12 protein-coding genes are annotated in these 17592 nt (G+C 40.0%); 4 read left to right on the top strand and 8 right to left on the bottom strand.

The window, feature by feature from the left end:
• Positions 1 to 48: 48 nt before the first annotated feature.
• From zipA to KG708_RS01680, 3 genes are all read right to left on the bottom strand, one after another.
• The gene (zipA, locus tag KG708_RS01690) at positions 49 to 795 is read right to left on the bottom strand and encodes a cell division protein ZipA (RefSeq protein ID WP_213607825.1); all 747 of its coding nucleotides are present in this window, start codon (positions 793 to 795) and stop codon (positions 49 to 51) included.
• A 73-nt stretch (positions 796 to 868) separates the two neighbouring features.
• Complete coding sequence (locus KG708_RS01685; protein ID WP_213607824.1) at positions 869 to 4270, bottom strand: AAA family ATPase; 3402 nt, start codon at positions 4268 to 4270, stop codon at positions 869 to 871.
• 68 nt (positions 4271 to 4338) lie between these two features.
• Complete coding sequence (locus KG708_RS01680) at positions 4339 to 5070, bottom strand: RNA methyltransferase (RefSeq protein ID WP_213607823.1); 732 nt, start codon at positions 5068 to 5070, stop codon at positions 4339 to 4341.
• A gap of 172 nt (positions 5071 to 5242) precedes the next feature.
• On the opposite strand from KG708_RS01680, the gene KG708_RS01675 reads away from it, so the two are divergent.
• From KG708_RS01675 to KG708_RS01665, 3 genes are read left to right on the top strand one after another with little or no spacing between them, the layout of a single operon-like run.
• Positions 5243 to 6331: a YjgN family protein gene (locus KG708_RS01675; RefSeq protein WP_213607822.1), complete on the top strand. Its 1089-nt coding sequence runs from the start codon at positions 5243 to 5245 to the stop codon at positions 6329 to 6331.
• Positions 6331 to 7371 carry a M48 family metallopeptidase gene (locus KG708_RS01670; protein ID WP_213607821.1) on the top strand — a complete coding sequence of 347 codons (1041 nt, stop codon included), beginning with the start codon at positions 6331 to 6333 and terminating at the stop codon, positions 7369 to 7371. Before KG708_RS01675 ends, KG708_RS01670 begins: the two co-directional genes overlap by 1 nt.
• Positions 7368 to 7661: a hypothetical protein gene (locus tag KG708_RS01665; RefSeq protein ID WP_213607820.1), complete on the top strand. Its 294-nt coding sequence runs from the start codon at positions 7368 to 7370 to the stop codon at positions 7659 to 7661. Before KG708_RS01670 ends, KG708_RS01665 begins: the two co-directional genes overlap by 4 nt.
• A gap of 63 nt (positions 7662 to 7724) precedes the next feature.
• Here KG708_RS01665 and speB read toward each other — a convergent pair whose 3' ends face one another.
• The 3 genes from speB to KG708_RS01650 form a co-directional block, all read right to left on the bottom strand.
• Positions 7725 to 8648: an agmatinase gene (gene speB, locus KG708_RS01660; protein ID WP_213607819.1), complete on the bottom strand. Its 924-nt coding sequence runs from the start codon at positions 8646 to 8648 to the stop codon at positions 7725 to 7727.
• 3 nt (positions 8649 to 8651) lie between these two features.
• Complete coding sequence (gene speA, locus KG708_RS01655; RefSeq protein WP_036954001.1) at positions 8652 to 10565, bottom strand: biosynthetic arginine decarboxylase; 1914 nt, start codon at positions 10563 to 10565, stop codon at positions 8652 to 8654.
• A gap of 143 nt (positions 10566 to 10708) precedes the next feature.
• Positions 10709 to 11167 carry a GNAT family N-acetyltransferase gene (locus KG708_RS01650; RefSeq protein WP_213607818.1) on the bottom strand — a complete coding sequence of 153 codons (459 nt, stop codon included), beginning with the start codon at positions 11165 to 11167 and terminating at the stop codon, positions 10709 to 10711.
• A gap of 202 nt (positions 11168 to 11369) precedes the next feature.
• Here KG708_RS01650 and KG708_RS01645 point away from each other — a divergent pair, with 202 nt between their 5' ends.
• Entirely contained in the window at positions 11370 to 12974 is a 1605-nt protein-coding gene (locus KG708_RS01645) for a methyl-accepting chemotaxis protein (RefSeq protein ID WP_213607817.1), read from the top strand.
• Positions 12975 to 13153: 179 nt separating this feature from the next.
• On the opposite strand, the gene KG708_RS01640 is transcribed toward KG708_RS01645, so the two are convergent.
• The gene (locus KG708_RS01640) at positions 13154 to 14713 is read right to left on the bottom strand and encodes a BCCT family transporter (protein WP_213607816.1); all 1560 of its coding nucleotides are present in this window, start codon (positions 14711 to 14713) and stop codon (positions 13154 to 13156) included.
• 390 nt (positions 14714 to 15103) lie between these two features.
• On the bottom strand, positions 15104 to 17359 hold the full coding sequence (locus KG708_RS01635; RefSeq protein ID WP_213607815.1) for an EAL domain-containing protein: 2256 nt from the start codon (positions 17357 to 17359) through the stop codon (positions 15104 to 15106).
• Between the last annotated feature and the right edge of the window lie 233 nt (positions 17360 to 17592).

The raw sequence follows: 17592 nt of genomic DNA, 5'->3' as shown, positions 1-17592 counted from the left end.
CTTTGACGAGTGAACGCCCAGTGGCTTACTAAATTTAACTTATACATGTTACGCTGAAAATGCGCGAACCTGTTCAACATATTGACGAATACGCTCTACCGTCATTTCGTTGCGCTCTGCATCCAGAATATCGGCACCAAATTCATCGGCTAGCTTTTTAGCGGCGCTATGCAGCATATTAAACGCAGCAAGGCCATCGCCATCACATGGCAGAGTCATAAATAAACTAACGCCTGCGGTGCTGAACTGTTCCATATTATCAATATCGAACGTGCCAGGGTTATACATATTTACCAGCCTAAATAACACCGGCCCTTGACCTGCTGGGTCTAGGTGGCGATTAAAAAAGCCTTCTTCTGAATATTTAAAACCTAGCGTGTTAACAGCAGACAGTAATTTACTGCCTTGCATAGTGAGCCCTTCTGGCATTTGAATATGCACAATAACAAAGTCAGCAATGTCTTTAGGGGTATCTTGTTGTGTGTCTGCGGCCTCTTCTGTTGCTGCTTCAAGGTCATCCTCAATAGCTGTATCAGCTGGGCTAACGTCTATTTGTGGCTCATCAGCGCTGAAGTTTAACTCACTCATTTGTGGCTCTTCTCGTTGCGCTAACATAGGCTCTTGCGGCTCAGTATGTAAAGATGAAGGCTGCTGTTCTTGAACAGGTTCAACTCGCTCGCTTGCAGGGAGTTCAGCATTCTCTTTTTTTCTTACTGACCATAAACCGTGTATTAATAAGCCACCAATGACAAACACACTGATCACAATTAAAACCCATCTTAATTCTTCGGCCATCCCCTCACCTTTTATTATTAATATGCCTAACAGCCATCATTTTACCTAAAATAACTAGCAAATGACTATAAAATTATGCATGTGCAAGTTGCACTGCTTGTTCAATATCCACAGCAACCATGCGTGACACGCCGGGCTCTGCCATGGTTACACCCGTTAATCTACCTGCCATTTCCATTGCAATTTTATTATGGCTTATATAAATAAACTGCACAGATTGTGACATTTCTTCAACCAAACGGCAAAAACGAACCACATTGGCATCATCTAATGGAGCATCTACCTCGTCCAGCATACAGAATGGAGCTGGATTGAGCCTGAATATAGAAAACACCAATGATAATGCGCTCAGCGCTTTTTCTCCACCACTTAACAAATGAATTGTCGAATTTTTTTTACCTGGTGGCCTTGCCATTATACTAACACCACTTTCGAGTAAATCGTCACTGGTTAATTCTAAGTAAGCACTGCCGCCGCCAAACACTTTGGGGAAAAGCTGGCCAAAATCGTGATTTACCTGATCAAACGTAGACTTAAAGCGCGTTTTTGTTTCACGATCTATTTTATGAATAGCGCCTTCTAAAGCTGTTAATGCTTGGGTTAAATCGTCCAGCTGATTATTTAAATAATCTCTTCTTTGCTTCGCTTGTTCAAATTCATCAATGGCTGCAAGGTTTACAGCGCCTAGTTTATCTAACTGATTACTGACTCCTGCGAGTTGATTTTGCGCTGCATTTAATGACAACTCTGCAGGAAGCTCTGCTAATACCTGTTTTAAGTTTTGATTTAGCTCTTCAAGTGGTTCAAGCACCGCTTGCGCCTTTATTAACAGGCTTTGTTCTTCAATACTCAACGTTTGATGCTGCTCTTGCAATGCCACCAGCTCAGTTTGTGACGTTTTTAAACTCGCTTGTTTGGTTTGTAATTCTTGTTTTGCTTGAGCCAGCTGTTGTTGTAAAGCGATAAGCGTTTGTTCACCTTGTTGGTGCTGTACTAATAATTGCTCAATACTCTCTGCAAGTTCTTGCTCAGGGATCAGTAACGCTTCAATTTGTTCTAATAGCGCTTGCGCGCCCTCTGTCGCAGTTGCAAGCGCCTGCTCAGCATGACTCAATTTTGTTTGACTAAGTTGCCATTCACTTCGCGCTTTTTGCTCATTAAGATTTGCCTGATGTGCTTGCGTTTTATATTGTTCAGCATTATTCAAAGCTTGTTTGTAACGCTCATCACTATTTATTCGTGTGCTATCGGCTTGGTTAAGCTCTTCAGCTAATACCTGTAATTGCTGTGCAAGCTGTTCATTTTTATCGAGCTCTTCGCTCAATAATTCGCTTAACTGTGTAAGTCGCTCATCCAATGGCTGACGTTGCTGCTGTAATTTAGTTACTTGTTGCTGATGCTGACTGGCTTGCGCTTTAAGCATATCGCCGCGGGTAGTGGCTACGGCTAATTGCTGCGCTAATTGATGAATGGTTTCTTTGCGCTCATTTTGCTTGCCAGTTAACAATGCAGCCTGCGCTTTATGGTCTTCAAGCGTGGAGTGTGCGCTCGTCAATGCCTGTTGTTGTTGCTCAAGTAAGGTTTCTTGCTGCTTGAGCTTTTTATGCATCAACAATAAAGAATTTTCTACATTTTTATTGCCACTGACATGCCAATTTCGGCCATGTAATGCCCCTTGCTTGTCTATAACTGCAATATATCTAACATCATTGAGCAGGTGTGTGTCACCTGTTTCATTATAGGCAATATGATTTAATAACTCAGGATACACGCCTGAGGTAATAAACGCGGCAATACTGTGCTTAGCTGCTGACTGCGATGCAATCTTCCACGTACTATTTTCTGCTTTATCTTGTGAAACATATATATGCTCAAGTGATTTGAGCGCCTGCTCTACTAAGTATTCATACCCCGACTTTACAGTTAATTGCTTAAACAAGGTTACACTTTCATCAGTGTTTTTTTCAAACCCTAGCGTTGTTTTAAGTCCCGCTATACCAGCCTTTAATTCATTTACTTGCTGAGATAAATGCTGCCAATCTTGCTGTGCATCATCTAGCTGTTGCTGCTGAGTAGTTTGCGCAGTTTGGCCTTTACTGTGAGCCGTTTGCGCTTTCGCTAGCTGCTCAGTCAGGGCTTGTCTGTGCTGTTGTTGCTGAGTTAATAGCTGCTCTATCTCACTGCGTTTTAACTCATCTATTTGCTCATCAAGCTGCGTTAGTTGTTGCTTAACATAACTGATTTTCTGTTCTGTGTGTTTTACTGCGTTGGTATGCGCTAACTGCTGATTATGCAATTGTTGATAATCTTCTTTTAGCGATTGCCAGTGTGATGTGTCGGCATTTTTAATCTCCAGCAGCCGATTAACCTCATCGGTAAGCTCTATAACCTGCTCGCTACACATTAAGTTATGCTCTACAGCCTGTTGTAAGCTGTCATCTAACTCTTGGCAGAGACTTTGTTGCTGCGTTTTTACTTCTTCGCTTTGTTGTTTTTGTTGTGCTAACTTGGCTAAATTTTGTTTAAGTGAAAGCGTTTGTTGTTTAATACTAATTTGCTGCTGTTCACTGCGAGTCAATTCGGTATGGGTATGGTGTTGTTGTTGTTGCGCATCATTGAGTTTATCCTGCTGAGCTTGCACTTGAGTTTCCAGACTTGCCAGTATGTCATCATGGCCTGAGTGTGCAATTTTAAAAAAGTTGATTTGTTCATCCAGTTTTTTTATCTGTGCGTTTTTATCAACTTGTTGCTGATGCAGCTTTTGCCATTTTAATACCGCTATTTGCCCCTTTAAGGTGCGCTCTTGGGTTTTTAATTCACGGTATTTTTTAGCCTCGACCGATTGTACCGCCAGTTTATCAAGCTGGTTTTGCAATTCCTGGCGCACATCAAGTAGTCGCTCTAAGTTTTCACGGGTACTTTTTATGCGTGTTTGTGTTTCGCGACGGCGCTCTTTGTATTTAGAAACCCCCGCCGCCTCTTCTAAAAAAACACGCAACTCTTGTGGTTTGCTCTCAATTAAACGCGAGATCATCCCTTGTTCAATAATGGCATAACTACGCGGCCCAAGCCCAGTACCTAAAAATATATCGGTAATGTCACGTTTGCGGCATTTGCTTCCATTTAAAAAGTACAGTGATTGCCCATCGCGGGTTACCAAGCGTTTAATAGCCACTTGGTTACGATCAGCAAAGGTATTGGGTAATTTACCTTGGATATTATCAAATATGAGTTCAACAGAAGCTTGTGAGATGGGCTTGCGGTTAGTGGAGCCATTAAAAATAACATCTGTCATGGCATCGCCACGTAAATTTTTAGCTGAGCTTTCACCAAGCACCCATCGCACCGCATCAATCACGTTCGATTTGCCACAGCCATTAGGGCCGACAACACACGTCATTTGATCCGGAAATGGAATTTTAGTGGGCTCTACAAAGGATTTAAAGCCCGCTAATTTTATAGTGCTTAAGCGCATCTGTTTGTTTTACCAATTTTTATTATTTTTGTTAGTTTTTACAATTTAACCTATTTTTAGGCAAAAGGTTAAGCTTGGCGTTTAAAGTTATCTAAAATAATGCCCGTTGCCATTGCCACGTTAAGCGATTCAGCACCGCCAAAGGCGGGAATAGTAATTTTATTACTCACAAGCGCGGCACACTGCTGGCGTATGCCATGTGACTCGCTGCCCATTAATAAAACCCCTTTCCCAGCAAACTGACAGTGATGAACATTCTCGCCCTCTAAAAATGCACCATAAATAGGCACATCCAAAGATGTTAAATAGCTAGGTAAATCAACTTGGCTTACCGATACACGAACAAATGACCCCATAGTGGCGCTAATTGTTTTTGGGTTATACGGATCGGCACTGTCGGTGCTGGCAACAATGTGTTTTATACCGTACCAATCAGCCACGCGAATGATGGTACCTAAATTACCCGGATCAGATACTCCATCTAAGGCCAATATTAAGCTGCTTTCATCGGGTAATGTGGTGCTTGGCATATCAACAATGGCAATAGCCGCATTATTACTGACCAAAGTACTTACCTTTGTTAATTGCTCTTCATCTGCTGTAATAAAATGCGTTTGAGGGTATGCGCTTTGGTTATTATCAATAAAGTTTTGCGTTGCAAACACATCGGTTACTTTTAATGGGCTATTTAATAACTCCAGTACATTTTTTTCGCCTTGTACAAGGTATTGATTAAGTTGCTTGCGGTACTTCTTTTGGCCAAGCTGGCGAATTAGTTTAAGTTGGTTTTTTGAAATCATGTCAGCCCCGTTAAATTATCTGCACAGTATACCAGAGGTGACTTAAAGTGCAGCCCTATAAACAGCAAAAGCAATAAAATTAGCCTACTTACAATAAGCTAGCTAATCATAAAGATTGTTTTTATTCTCTAAAAAGGGTAAATTTACAAAAAATTACAAGGACTTTTTTTAAATGGAATCAATACACCCAACTTCACCTAAGTCAAACCACACACTCTCCTCTATTTTTAGCGGTAAAGTACAATTTAGCGGCAAAAGCGGCGAATTTTTTGGCATATGGAGTGTCAATATACTGCTAAGTATTATTACTTTAGGAATTTATTCTGCATGGGCAAAAGTACGCACCTACCGTTATTTTTACGGTCATACGCGTATCGACGGCCATAGCTTTGACTACCTAGCCACTCCTATACAAATTCTAAAAGGCCGCATTTTAGCGGTAATCGTGTTTTTAATTTACACCATACTAAGCAGCCTCGCACCGGCGATAGGCCTTTTATTTGCTATTGGTTTTTTATTTTTGTTGCCATGGATCATTAACCAAGGTTTGCGCTTTAACATGCGTATGACCCGCCATCGTAATGTACGCTTTGCTTTTTCAGGTAATTACGGCGATGCATTTATTAACTTTGTTTTATTGCCTATTGCAAGTGTATTCACATTACACCTATTACTGCCGTATGTATTAAAGCGAATTGATCAATATATGCATGAAAACATCAGCTATGGAAATAAACCACTTACAGTAAATCTTCAGGGCGAACGCTATTACATCGCAGCACTTATTACCCTAGGAGTTGCAATAGGTGGCTTAGTTATTTTTGGCTTCTTTGCTGGTGCAAGTGCCTTAACGATCGATAACTTAAACACACAAAACTTTAGCCTTTCGACAATTGTAGTGCCGCTATTAATTGCTGCGTTGTATATTGCGTTTTTAACACTGGTAGGCGCTGTTTATCATTCGCTTATTCGAAATCATATTTTTAATAACAGTGAATTTACAGAAGTCGCTACCTTTGATTCGAACTTAAAAGCCATTGACTATGCCATCTTACTATTTACCAATGTACTGGCAATTATATTTACCTTAGGACTTGCCTACCCTTGGGCTAAAGTACGCAGAGCAAAGCTATTAGCATCAGTTACAGAAGTCACTATTTATAGCGGCGTACTTTCGTTGATTGATGTTGCACAAAATGAGCAGTCATCATTTGCTGAAGAAGCTGCCAATGTGTTTGATATTGATATTTCACTCACCTAATGAGTAATTATCCTATTTTTGGCTGTTATTATTACCCTAATAGCAGCCAACATATTAAAAGCTACGCACACCTTTCCCATGAGCAAATAACGCTTGTTGACTCTGAGAATACGGCGTTACTTGCATCAACAATAGACGATTGCCAACTTGATAGCCCGCTACCGGGCATGGCGTCTGAGTTAATTTTTGCTAACGGTGGTCGATTTATTCCTCAAGATGTAGAATTTAGGTGGCCATTGTCGCTTAAAAAGCATGGACTGAGTGAACGCTTAGAAAAAAATAAAGTCCTTATTGTTGCATCTGTGCTGCTAATTCCCCTATTGCTTTGGTTAATTTTATACCGCTTAATACCGTCAGCAGCCGTTTATAGCGTTAATTTAGCACCTACCTCGACAATTGAAACGATGGGGGAACACACCCTCAGTGTGATAGAAAAAGTCGCATTAGAACCTTCTCAACTTTCTACTAAAAAGCAAACACAAATACAGCAGCAATGGCGTTTAATGCTTAACTCACTCAATTTAGACAGTGCAAAATTTAGACTCTCTTTTTATCAGTCAGATTATTTTTCAGCTAATGCGTTTGCTCTTCCTAATGGGCGGGTTGTTGTGACTGACGAACTTGTTGAACTATTAAAGAATGAACCTGATGCCCTGCGTGCTATTTTACTTCATGAAATTGGTCATGTTCAGCACCATCACAGCATTCGCCTTGCAGCACAAGCTGCAGCGAGCACCGTTGTATTTGCAGTTATTTTTGGTGATTTAGAAGGGATATTAGAGGTCGTGCTTGGCTCTGGTTCATCTTTTTTACAACAAGCGTTTTCACGAGATATGGAACAAGAGGCCGATGAATATGCGATTAAAAATCTTTTAAAATTAGGATATTCTAACCACGACTTTGCTGATGCAATTGAAGCACTGGAAAATAATTTAAAAGCACAAGAGGCGACCCTTGATGATACTTGGTTAAAGTATTTATCAACGCACCCAAGCTCTCAAAAGCGAATAGAATATGCGAGGCAATATAAACCACTATGACCCCTGAACTGAATTTATTGTTATTAGTCATCATTATGATAACGCTTGGCTACGGGTTTATTTATCCGCGCTTTGCAGGCAGCAGCTTTAAAAAGGTATCGGTACAAGATTTATTTGCAACAGGCATTACGCTATTAATTGCATCTCGCCTTTATTACAACTCGGGCGTACAATTTAGCTGGTTACTATTTGAAGTTAATTGGTTTTGGTTTACTTTGTTAACTTATGTAATAATCGAAATTCCGGTGTTTTTTATTTATGCTAAAAAGCACAATATGCAGTTTTCATAGTACTCTTATTTTTATACAAAAAAAGCGCCAAATTGGCGCTTTTTTGAGCTGAATTAAAACATATTAATATTTATGCTTAAGTGCCCACAAATGCAGTAATTCACTGGCAATCGTTGCTGCGGCAATGGCGGTAAGCTCACTTTGGTCGTACGAAGGCGATACTTCAACTACATCCATACCCACCATATTAATGCCTTTGAGTGCACGTAAAATTTTCAGCACTTTATCAGAAGTTAAACCACCACATACTGGTGTACCTGTACCTGGCGCAAAGGCAGGGTCTAAACAATCTATATCAAAGGTTAAGTAAACCGGTAAATCACCCACTCGCTCAATAATTTGCGCTGCAATATCATTCGCATGAAGATCATTGGCTTGCATGGCATCAATCACTGCAAACTCATGATTGCTTTGATCAAAGTCGGTACGAATGCCGAGCTGAATACTGTGATTAACATCAATCAACCCTTCCATTGGCGCATGGTAAAACATAGTACCGTGATCAAAACGCGACCCATTACTGTAGGTGTCGGTGTGCGCATCGAAATGCACTAACGCCATTTTGCCATGAATTTTTGCATGCGCGCGCAATAGTGGTAGCGTAACAAAGTGATCGCCCCCTAGTCCTAATAATGTTTTACCTTGGCGAAGTATTTGCTCTGCCGCCATTTCTAGCTGCGCAGTAAAATATTCAGGATCGCCTACCGGATAGGTAAAATCGCCAGCATCCGCTACTTTTAGCCGTTCAAACAAAGGAAACGTCCACGGGTATTTAGTATCTTCCCATGCTAAATGCACCGACGCTCTGCGGATTGCATCTGGCCCCAAGCGGGCACCAGGGCGCCCTGAGGTGGCTAAATCAAACGGTAAACCTAGTACCACTACATCAGCGTCTATGGCGTTAATGTTTTGTACCATAGGACGGCGTAAAAACGTCATCCCATTTGAGTATAATGAGTGGTCAACATGACCAAACAAGCTAGACATTGCTTATAACTCTTCTAAATAAGTGTAGCCATCAAGGCCGCTTTGCAACTCGTCGAGGACGCTTTGCTGTTCATCTACTGCAATTTTTGCGCTGACTAACTGCGCGTAAGACTGCTGAAAACCTTCAACATCTAAATGTACATAACGCATCATGTCAGCAACAGTATCACCGAGGTTAATTTCTGTAATGCTGGCAACACCTTGCTCATCCATATTGACAATAGCACTGTGCGTATCACCAAATAAGTTATGCATATCGCCTAGAATCTCTTGATAGGCACCCACCAAGAAAAATCCCATTAAATACGGTTTATCGGCTGAGTATTCAGGTACTGGTAACGTACTTTCAATACCTTGGCCATCTACATAATGCTCTAAAGCGCCATCTGAGTCACAAGTAATATCCAATAACACCGCGCGCTTTTGCGGTGCTTGCGTTAAACCACTTAATGGCAATACTGGAAACACTTGATCAATTCCCCACGCGTCAGGCAATGACTGAAACAATGAGAAATTTACAAAAAACTTGTCCGCTAAACGCGCATTTAGGTCATCTATAATCGGTCGATGAAAACGGTTTTTGTTATCCATTAATTTATTGAGTTCATAACAAACGCGTAAGTTTATTTGCTCTGCCCATGCACGCTGGGTTAAATCTAATAATCCCATCGCAAACTGACTATGCGCTTCGGCTAAATCACCTTGGCTGTCGTGAAAAATTTCAATTAATGCACGGTCATCAGTAAGCACATGCAGTTGTTGCCATGACGTCCACATGTTTTTAAGTAGCTGCGGAGCTTCGTCAGCTGGTGCTTCTATTTCTTCTGGTGTATACGTTTCGGTGCCAATTACATTGGAAATAAGGACCGCATGATGCGCCGTTAATGCTCTTCCCGACTCTGAAATAATGGTAGGGAAAGGCTGCTCATACTGCTTACAAATATCACCGATGGTGTACACAATATTATTTGCGTATTCAGCTAAACTGTAATTCATTGAGTTGTGTGATTGACTGCGCGTGCCGTCGTAATCAACCGCTAAACCGCCGCCCACATCAAGGCACTCTATGTGTGCACCCAACTTACGTAATTCACAATAAAAACGCGCAGCCTCGCTTACACCTAAGCGCACATCACGAATGTTGGCCATTTGCGAACCTAAGTGAAAATGCACCAGTTGAACTAAATCCAGCTGATCTGTTGCTTTTAAACGGTTTACTACATACAGCACTTGAGAAGCAGATAAACCAAACTTAGATTTTTCTCCGCCACTGGCTTGCCATTTACCTTTGCCCTGCGATGCTAAACGCACACGAATACCAATGCGTGGTTTTACATTTAATTCTTTAGCTTGGCTAAGTACCATATCCAGCTCAGACAGTTTCTCAAGTACGATATACACTTTATGGCCCAGCTTTTCGCCAATCAACGCTAAGCGCACATATTCTTTATCTTTGTAGCCATTACACACAATCACCGCACTGGTTTTTTCAGCCAGCGCTAATACGGTTAATAACTCTGGCTTGCTGCCTGCTTCTAAACCCAGCTGTTTTTTTTCTACTTGTGCTTGGCTGGCAACAATTTCTTCAACTACTTCGCGTTGTTGGTTAACTTTAATTGGGTAAACTAATAAATAGTCTTTTGGATAACCATAGCTTTCTATAGCAGTATTAAATGCACCACATAAGCTATGCACGCGATGGTGTAAAATTTGTGGAAAGCGAACTAACGCTGGCAAACTTAAGCCTTTTTCTTCAAGTTGCTTAGCAATGTCTGTTAATGCAATGGTTTGCTGTGGGGCATCAGCCTTGGGCGCAACATACACATCACCTTGATCATTAATACCAAAAAAACCTTGGCTCCAATGACGAACGTTGTAGCTCGTACGAGCTTGTTCAAGTGATGTTGTCTCTTTCATTTATCTTTCTCTTTTATTTATGAATGCCAAACCGGCTAGTTGCGCGCATTAAAAGAAAAATAGCGATTCATGTCCAACAAGTATTTCTACTCGTAACGAGTGAGGATTAAAATTGATAAAGAAAAACAGTAAATAGCGTATTATTAGCTGAGCGCAAGCTCCATAAATAGGCTGTTCGGGTTTTCTGTGTATTCACCAAAAGGTTCACATTGTACAAACCCTAAATTCTCGTAAAGATGGATTGATTGTCTTTGCTTTGGCCCTGTTTCTAGCTTTATGATTGGGATTTCTTCTTCGCCAGCATGGTGTAATAATATTTGCATAATACGGCGCGATAAGCCTTTTCCGCGATAACTAGGTTTGACATATAAACGGCGTATCTCGCCATAGGGCTTGGTATCAAACTGCATAACAATCGCCCCGCAAGCAATAATCCCCTCTTCATTTTTCAAGCCTATTGCATAGACATTGGGTTGACCCAATTGACTAACAGACAATGACTGTGCTGTCGCTACTGGATATAAAGAATTAATAAGTCTGTCGATATCAGAAAAAACATTAATCACATCGGGATCATCAGGGGTTAAATCTATTAACTGCATAGGTTATCTCTAATTTATTTTCTTATTTGTTAGCAAACTATAACGCATTGTAACAAATGAACAATAACTATGTTTTATGTCATTACTTTTAAAAAATACCGACACAAAATTATTATTGCAAAATAAAAAACAATAGTTTGACCTAGATGTACTATGACGGGCGTATAATGCAATCAATTAGAGTGTAAATTAGGAATAAATAATGTGGTTTAGCCCAAAAAAAAGAAAACAGGCGTTTGCAAAACAGCTAGTTAGTACACACGAAGCAGCTGCGATTATCGTTAACAACGACAACACTGTTATTGCAGTGAATGACGAGTTTACATCGCTAAGTAAGACACTTAACCAAACTAATGACACTAATACATTAACTTATTTAAATAAACGTTCTAATCCAATAAGCAAAACCATTGCTTGTGGAAATAACTTGTTTTTAACCCAACATATTAGCCCACTTACATTAAAAGAGCTTGATACATGCTCGCTTCATGTATTTAAGCCTGAGCCGATAAGAGTGTTAGATGAGCAAGCTTGGCAAACACTGCTGAGCTTAGGTGAAGATATCTACGCAGTCTTTGATGATAATTCAAAGCTTGTTGCGAATAATTTAGATACGTCGAACAGTGCCGACGCTGCACTACTGCCCAAAGAAAACACTAAATTGCTAAACGTTTTACAAGATGCTTTAAATAGCGAACACGGTTCACTGTGCTTATCTGTAAAAGACAATATTTATTATAATGTTGCCCACACTACTTTTAACTTCAATAATACCTTGTTGTCTGCATTTGTATTATCAAAACAATCACAAGTTGAAGACTATAAGCAATTTGAACTGTTATCTAAAGTGGTCAGCAATACCAGTACTAGTGTACTTATTACCAATAAAGATGGCTTAGTAGAATATGTTAACCCTGGCTTTGAAGTACTTTCAGGTTATACACTTGCAGAAGTAAAAGGCAAAAAACCAGGCAATTTCTTGCAGGGAGAACAAACAGACAAAGAAACCGTTAAGCGGATTTCAAAAAACCTTAAAAACAAACAACCATTTTATGAAGAAATACTAAATTTTGATAAAAATGGTGTGCCATATTGGATTGTTCTGTCGGTAAACCCAACATTTGATGATAATGGCCAGCACACAGGGTTTGTGGGCGTCAGTTCAGATATTCGCGAAATTAAGCGCCAAGTACTTGAACAAATAAACCAAAAAGATGCAATAAGTAGCCACTCGGCTGTCATTGAGTTTAATGAAGATGGCCAGTTCCTATCTGCCAATGAGTATACCAAAAAGCAATTAAACATATCTGAGAGCTCAAACATAGCGAGTGTGTTTGGTAATTTAAGGGATCATTTAGACGCTTCACGTATTCAAATACTCAACCAAGGCAAGCCGACTGAAGTAATGATGTCATTGACGCATCAAAATGAAGACGTAACGCTAGATTGCATTATTTCTTCTATTACCGATTTTAACGGTAAGGTTTCTAAATACGTTGTATTTGGTAGTAATGTCTCTTCTAGAAACAAATTAGTTACTGGAACGCATCAATCAATGTCAACCGTATTAGGGAAAATTCAAACTACGGTCACCACCATTAATGCCGTGGCAGATCAAACTAATTTACTTGCTCTTAATGCGGCCATTGAAGCTGCGAGAGCCGGTGAAGCTGGACGAGGTTTTGCCGTGGTTGCTGACGAAGTACGTAACCTTGCCAAAACGTCAAACGAAGCAGCGGCACAAATTGGACTTTTAATAAATGAAACTCAAACGCACGTTGACGAGCTTGCTTCATTTTTAAAATAATTAAATAGTTTGAAAAAACTTAACAAACTTGCTCAATCAACAAATTAAACTGCTTGTTAGTGAATTATTTTAATCCGGTAGAGTCTGTGTGGCCTGAAGAAATGTGGCTGTTTTTTGTTAAAATTTAAGTGATGTATAAAATAGAAAAAGGCGCTAACGAGCGCCTTTTTTATCTGCTATCAGAGCCCTTGCTCATCTGCCATTTGTTTTACAATACGAGGGGCTGTCCACAATGATGGCAATAACACGAATGATACAGGGACTGCTGTTACCACTATAAACGACTGTAGCGCTGAAATTCCCCCCTCACCTATAGAAATCAGTAATGCAGCCATCACCCCCATTATAATTCCCCAAAAAACACGAATTGACGTTTGTGGGTGATCGGTACCGGTCATCACCATAGACACCGAGTACGTCATTGAGTCACCGGTTGTTGCCACAAAAATGGTGGTCAGCACTAAAAATAATACAGACACAACAAACCCCATGGGTAACTGCTCAGTAATGGCTAACAATGCTGCTGGTAAATTAAGCCCTGCGAAAGGTTCTGATATAACACCTGGATTATTTAACTCAAAAAATATGCCTGAGCCACCCACAATGGTGAACCAAAAACAGGTGATCACTGGCGCAACTACAGAGATGAGTAAAATCATTTCACGAATAGTTCGGCCACGCGATATACGCGCAACAAACATCGCCATTAAAGGGCCATAACCTAAAAACCAACCCCAAAAAAACACAGTCCACCAGTCTAACCATGGTTTATCGGCACGAAACGTAGCCATAGGTATAAAGTTATCTAAGTACAAGCCAAACGATTGGATGTAGCTATCAATAATAAACGCAGTGGGCCCCATTAATAATATAAACAACATCAGCACTACAGCCAATACAATATTAAAACGACTTAACAGCTGAATACCTTTAGTAACGCCACTTACCGCTGAAAGTGTATAAATACCAATTAAACTGAATAAAATAACCACTTGTGTGGTGTAGGTGTCAGGAATGCCAAACAATTTATCTAGGCCAAAACTCACCTGTAAGCCTAAAAAACCAATTGGACCCACAGTGCCAGCAACCACAGCGAGTACACAACATGCATCAACAATTGTACCAAGCGCCCCTTTCATAACACGATCGCCAAATACGGGATAAAGCAAAGTACGAGGTTTAAGTGGTAAGCCTTTTTCGTAATGGAGATGCATATAAACAATGCCGGTCAAACTGCCTAAAATAGCCCAGGCTAAAAAACCCCAGTGCATAAAGCTTTGTGCAAGGGCGTTATAGGCGGCATCGTTAGTGCCTGTTTCACCACCAAATAGCGGTGGCGGAGAAATAAAATGTGCCATTGGCTCTGCTGCGGCCCAAAATACGCCGCCACCAGCAAGCAAAGTACACATAATAATACTTATCCACTTAAAGGTAGAAATTTCAGGGGTTTTTAAGCCACCCAGTACCACTGAGCCGGTGCGGCCGATAGCTAAGAAAATGCCAATCATAAAAGTTAATAACAGCAGGACTTGCCAAAAGGCGCCAAATATTTGGGTAGACAAGGCAAAGGCAGTATTTATCCAGTTCGACATAAGTTTAATGTCGTAAAGGGCCAGCGCGGCAAATAAAACTAATATACCGCCACTGATTAAAAATACGGGTATATCAACCCCATGCAGAAACTTTACCCGGGAAGCATGGGTTTCACCCGACTTTAAAGTTGCTTTCGTGGTATTCATTTATCGCTCCTAATGGTTCTTTAAAGTTACCGACATAGCGACGTACCATGACATTACTCTAAACCTTAGTTTCAACAAACAATAAAGCAACTCAAAAGCGAGTTTTAAGTACCTGTTGTGTTCACGTTTAAATAATGTCACAACAAGTAGACTTATTGCCAATTCCTGACTAGTTTAACGCGTTAAAAATCCTAAACCAATGCCACAGGGGGGATTTATGCAACAGTTACACAATAATAAAAAACACATTACATTTAGCTAGCAAACACACAAAAAAATATACACTTGTGTTCGTAGCTAGAGCGCTTAATGTTATAAACGTTAGCGCCAAAATAGCTCATTGACTAGGGTAGCGAAACCAATCACCGCTAATTATAGAAACCCACACGCTTATAGATACTGTTTATGCTGTTTATGCCATTGTATGTAATTACTGCGCGTTAATGGCTTTGCAAATAAATAACCCTGCACTGCGTTCACCCCCATAGACTTTAATATGTCTAGTTGCTGGGTATTTTCAACGCCTTCAGCCACAATGTTAATATTTAAGCTATGACCTAGGCCAATGATAGACTGCACAATAGTCTGACCCGACGCACCATCTAACAAGTTATCAATAAAGCTTTTATCTATTTTCAGTTCATCAATTGGGAAAACACTTAAGTGTTTTAAACACGAATAGCCCGTACCAAAGTCATCAATTGAAAACACAAACCCCTGCGATTTTAACTCTTCCATTTGCTTTACGGTCCCCATCAAGTCACCGGCTAACATTGATTCGGTGATCTCTAATTTAATTCGAGTTGGCGATACATCAAACGCCTCAATCGCTTTAAATAGTTCACCTTTTAAAGTAGAAGAATTAAACTGACACTGGCTAATGTTAATTGATACACTAAAGCTGTCATCGAGTAAGTTATTATCGCGAAGCGTTTCTAGTAAAATGCAAATATCGCGTAATACGTTATTTTGTAGTTTTTGTATTAAGCCAAATTGCTCAGCAATTGGAATAAATGCATTAGGCGAAATTATCCCCTTAGTTGGGTGGTTCCATCGTATTAGCGCCTCCGCACCAACAAGGGTTCCATCAATTGCTAATTGTGGCTGAAAATAAGCACAAAACTCATCGCACGCAATAGCTCTGGTAATATCCGCTTCAAGCTCAGTTTGATTTTCCAGCAAGGTTTGCAGTGCCGGATCGTAAAAGCTGCAGCTATTACCTCCTTTCACTTTAGAGCGATACATAGCGGTATCTGCAAATTTTAGGATATTTGCAGTAATGGCATTACTATTGTTAATTAAACAAATACCAATACTACAACTGACCTGAAACGCCAAATAGCCCACTTCAAATTTTTCATAAAATACACTTTGCACTTTTTTAGCTATTAATTCAGATTGATCATTAGCTTGGCCATAACTATCACCCACATACTCAGTGAGTATGATAAATTCATCCCCCCCTACGCGTGCAAGTGTATCTGCAGAGTTTAAAATAGCGGTTAATCGTTTCGACAACTCAACTAATATCTCATCACCTGCATTGTGTCCTAAGGAGTCATTTATCCGTTTGAAGTTATCTAAATCTATAAATAATAATGCGCCATAGTGTTCAGAGTGCTTAATTCGCTCCACGTACATATTTAATCTATCACTAAGTAATCGTCGATTAGGCAGGTTAGTGAGTGGATCAAAAAATGCCAGTCGTTGTACCTCTTCTTCTGCGGCTTTTCGATTAGAAATATCTCTTGCCATCCATACCACATGACGAAGCGAGGGGTTGTTAGGCTGGTAACTTTCAAGTGGGGCTGTGCGCCCTTCAAATGTCAGATTTTTTCCTTCGATGTTTAGCTCATATTCAAACACTTGGACTTCATTGGTTTGAAGGGTTTTGTCAATTACCGCCATAATAGGATTAGCATCCACAGGCGGCATGATATCTCGCACATTCTTGTTAATAACGTGCTCTTGGGCTAAGTACAAGCTTTCATTCGCAGTGCCGTAGATGTTGGTATACTCGCCCTCTTCACTCAAAATAAGTGTTAAGTCGGGCAATACTTTAGTAAAGGCTTTAAACTTTTCATTACTTTGCTGTAACTCAGAAAACAGCTGTTTCAATTTAAGTGACTCACGATGTTTTTCTAAAGCAATGCTTGAAAAGTCGACAAAATAGTCTATGAGCTCTAAATCATCTAATGAGGGCGATTTTACACAGCCATGATAAATCGCAAACGTACCGAGTATCTCTGATTTTGTTGAAATAATAGGGGTTGACCAACATGACCTTAAGCCGTAACTTAAGGCTAATTCTTTATAGTCATCCCACAATGGTGATGTCGCAATATCAGCAGCAATAATGCGTTTTTGTTCATAGGCGGCTGTCCCGCATGAGCCAACAGTTGGTCCTATTTTAACGCCATTGATTGCTTGGCAATAACCTTCAGAAATATTAGGGGCTGCGCTATGGAACAACTGATCTTCTTTGAGCGTTAAAATAGAGCATTTTGCAGAGGTATCTTCAATAATCTCTTCTATTGATATGCAAATATTTTCAAGCACTTCATCGAGTGCAGCACCTAGCGCTATTTTCGATAATATACTTTGTTGGTGAGATAGAAGCTTCCGTACTCTTATTGTTTCAATCAAATTATATTCCTCAACAATCACTTATGAGAAATACATCATCACTTTCTCATAGCTTGCTGTTTATAATATTTTATTATAGACACGACTATACATAATATTAAAATTACCATCCATGCTATTTTCGCCCATGTTTTGATGTTAAACACAAATTGGTGGTTTGAAATATTTCCACTCACGAATAACGTCTTCGCATACAGCCTGTGAATACCTTTTATTAAACACTTTGTTACTTA

This window comes from Pseudoalteromonas sp. (assembly GCF_018402495.1).
In the GTDB taxonomy this organism is placed as follows: domain Bacteria; phylum Pseudomonadota; class Gammaproteobacteria; order Enterobacterales; family Alteromonadaceae; genus Pseudoalteromonas.
This window is presented reverse-complemented; position numbering and strand designations above follow the sequence as displayed.

Excerpts from the sequence above, each read along its gene's own strand:
- KG708_RS01665 (WP_213607820.1), top strand. The coding sequence starts at position 7,368 with ATGACCCCTGAACTGAATTTATTGTTATTAGTCATCATTATGATAACG.
- KG708_RS01685 (WP_213607824.1), bottom strand. The coding sequence starts at position 4,270 with ATGCGCTTAAGCACTATAAAATTAGCGGGCTTTAAATCCTTTGTAGAG.
- zipA (WP_213607825.1), bottom strand. The coding sequence starts at position 795 with ATGGCCGAAGAATTAAGATGGGTTTTAATTGTGATCAGTGTGTTTGTC.
- speB (WP_213607819.1), bottom strand. The coding sequence starts at position 8,648 with ATGTCTAGCTTGTTTGGTCATGTTGACCACTCATTATACTCAAATGGG.
- speA (WP_036954001.1), bottom strand. The coding sequence starts at position 10,565 with ATGAAAGAGACAACATCACTTGAACAAGCTCGTACGAGCTACAACGTT.
- KG708_RS01670 (WP_213607821.1), top strand. The coding sequence starts at position 6,331 with ATGAGTAATTATCCTATTTTTGGCTGTTATTATTACCCTAATAGCAGC.
- KG708_RS01675 (WP_213607822.1), top strand. The coding sequence starts at position 5,243 with ATGGAATCAATACACCCAACTTCACCTAAGTCAAACCACACACTCTCC.
- KG708_RS01650 (WP_213607818.1), bottom strand. The coding sequence starts at position 11,167 with ATGCAGTTAATAGATTTAACCCCTGATGATCCCGATGTGATTAATGTT.
- KG708_RS01645 (WP_213607817.1), top strand. The coding sequence starts at position 11,370 with ATGTGGTTTAGCCCAAAAAAAAGAAAACAGGCGTTTGCAAAACAGCTA.
- KG708_RS01640 (WP_213607816.1), bottom strand. The coding sequence starts at position 14,713 with ATGAATACCACGAAAGCAACTTTAAAGTCGGGTGAAACCCATGCTTCC.
- KG708_RS01680 (WP_213607823.1), bottom strand. The coding sequence starts at position 5,070 with ATGATTTCAAAAAACCAACTTAAACTAATTCGCCAGCTTGGCCAAAAG.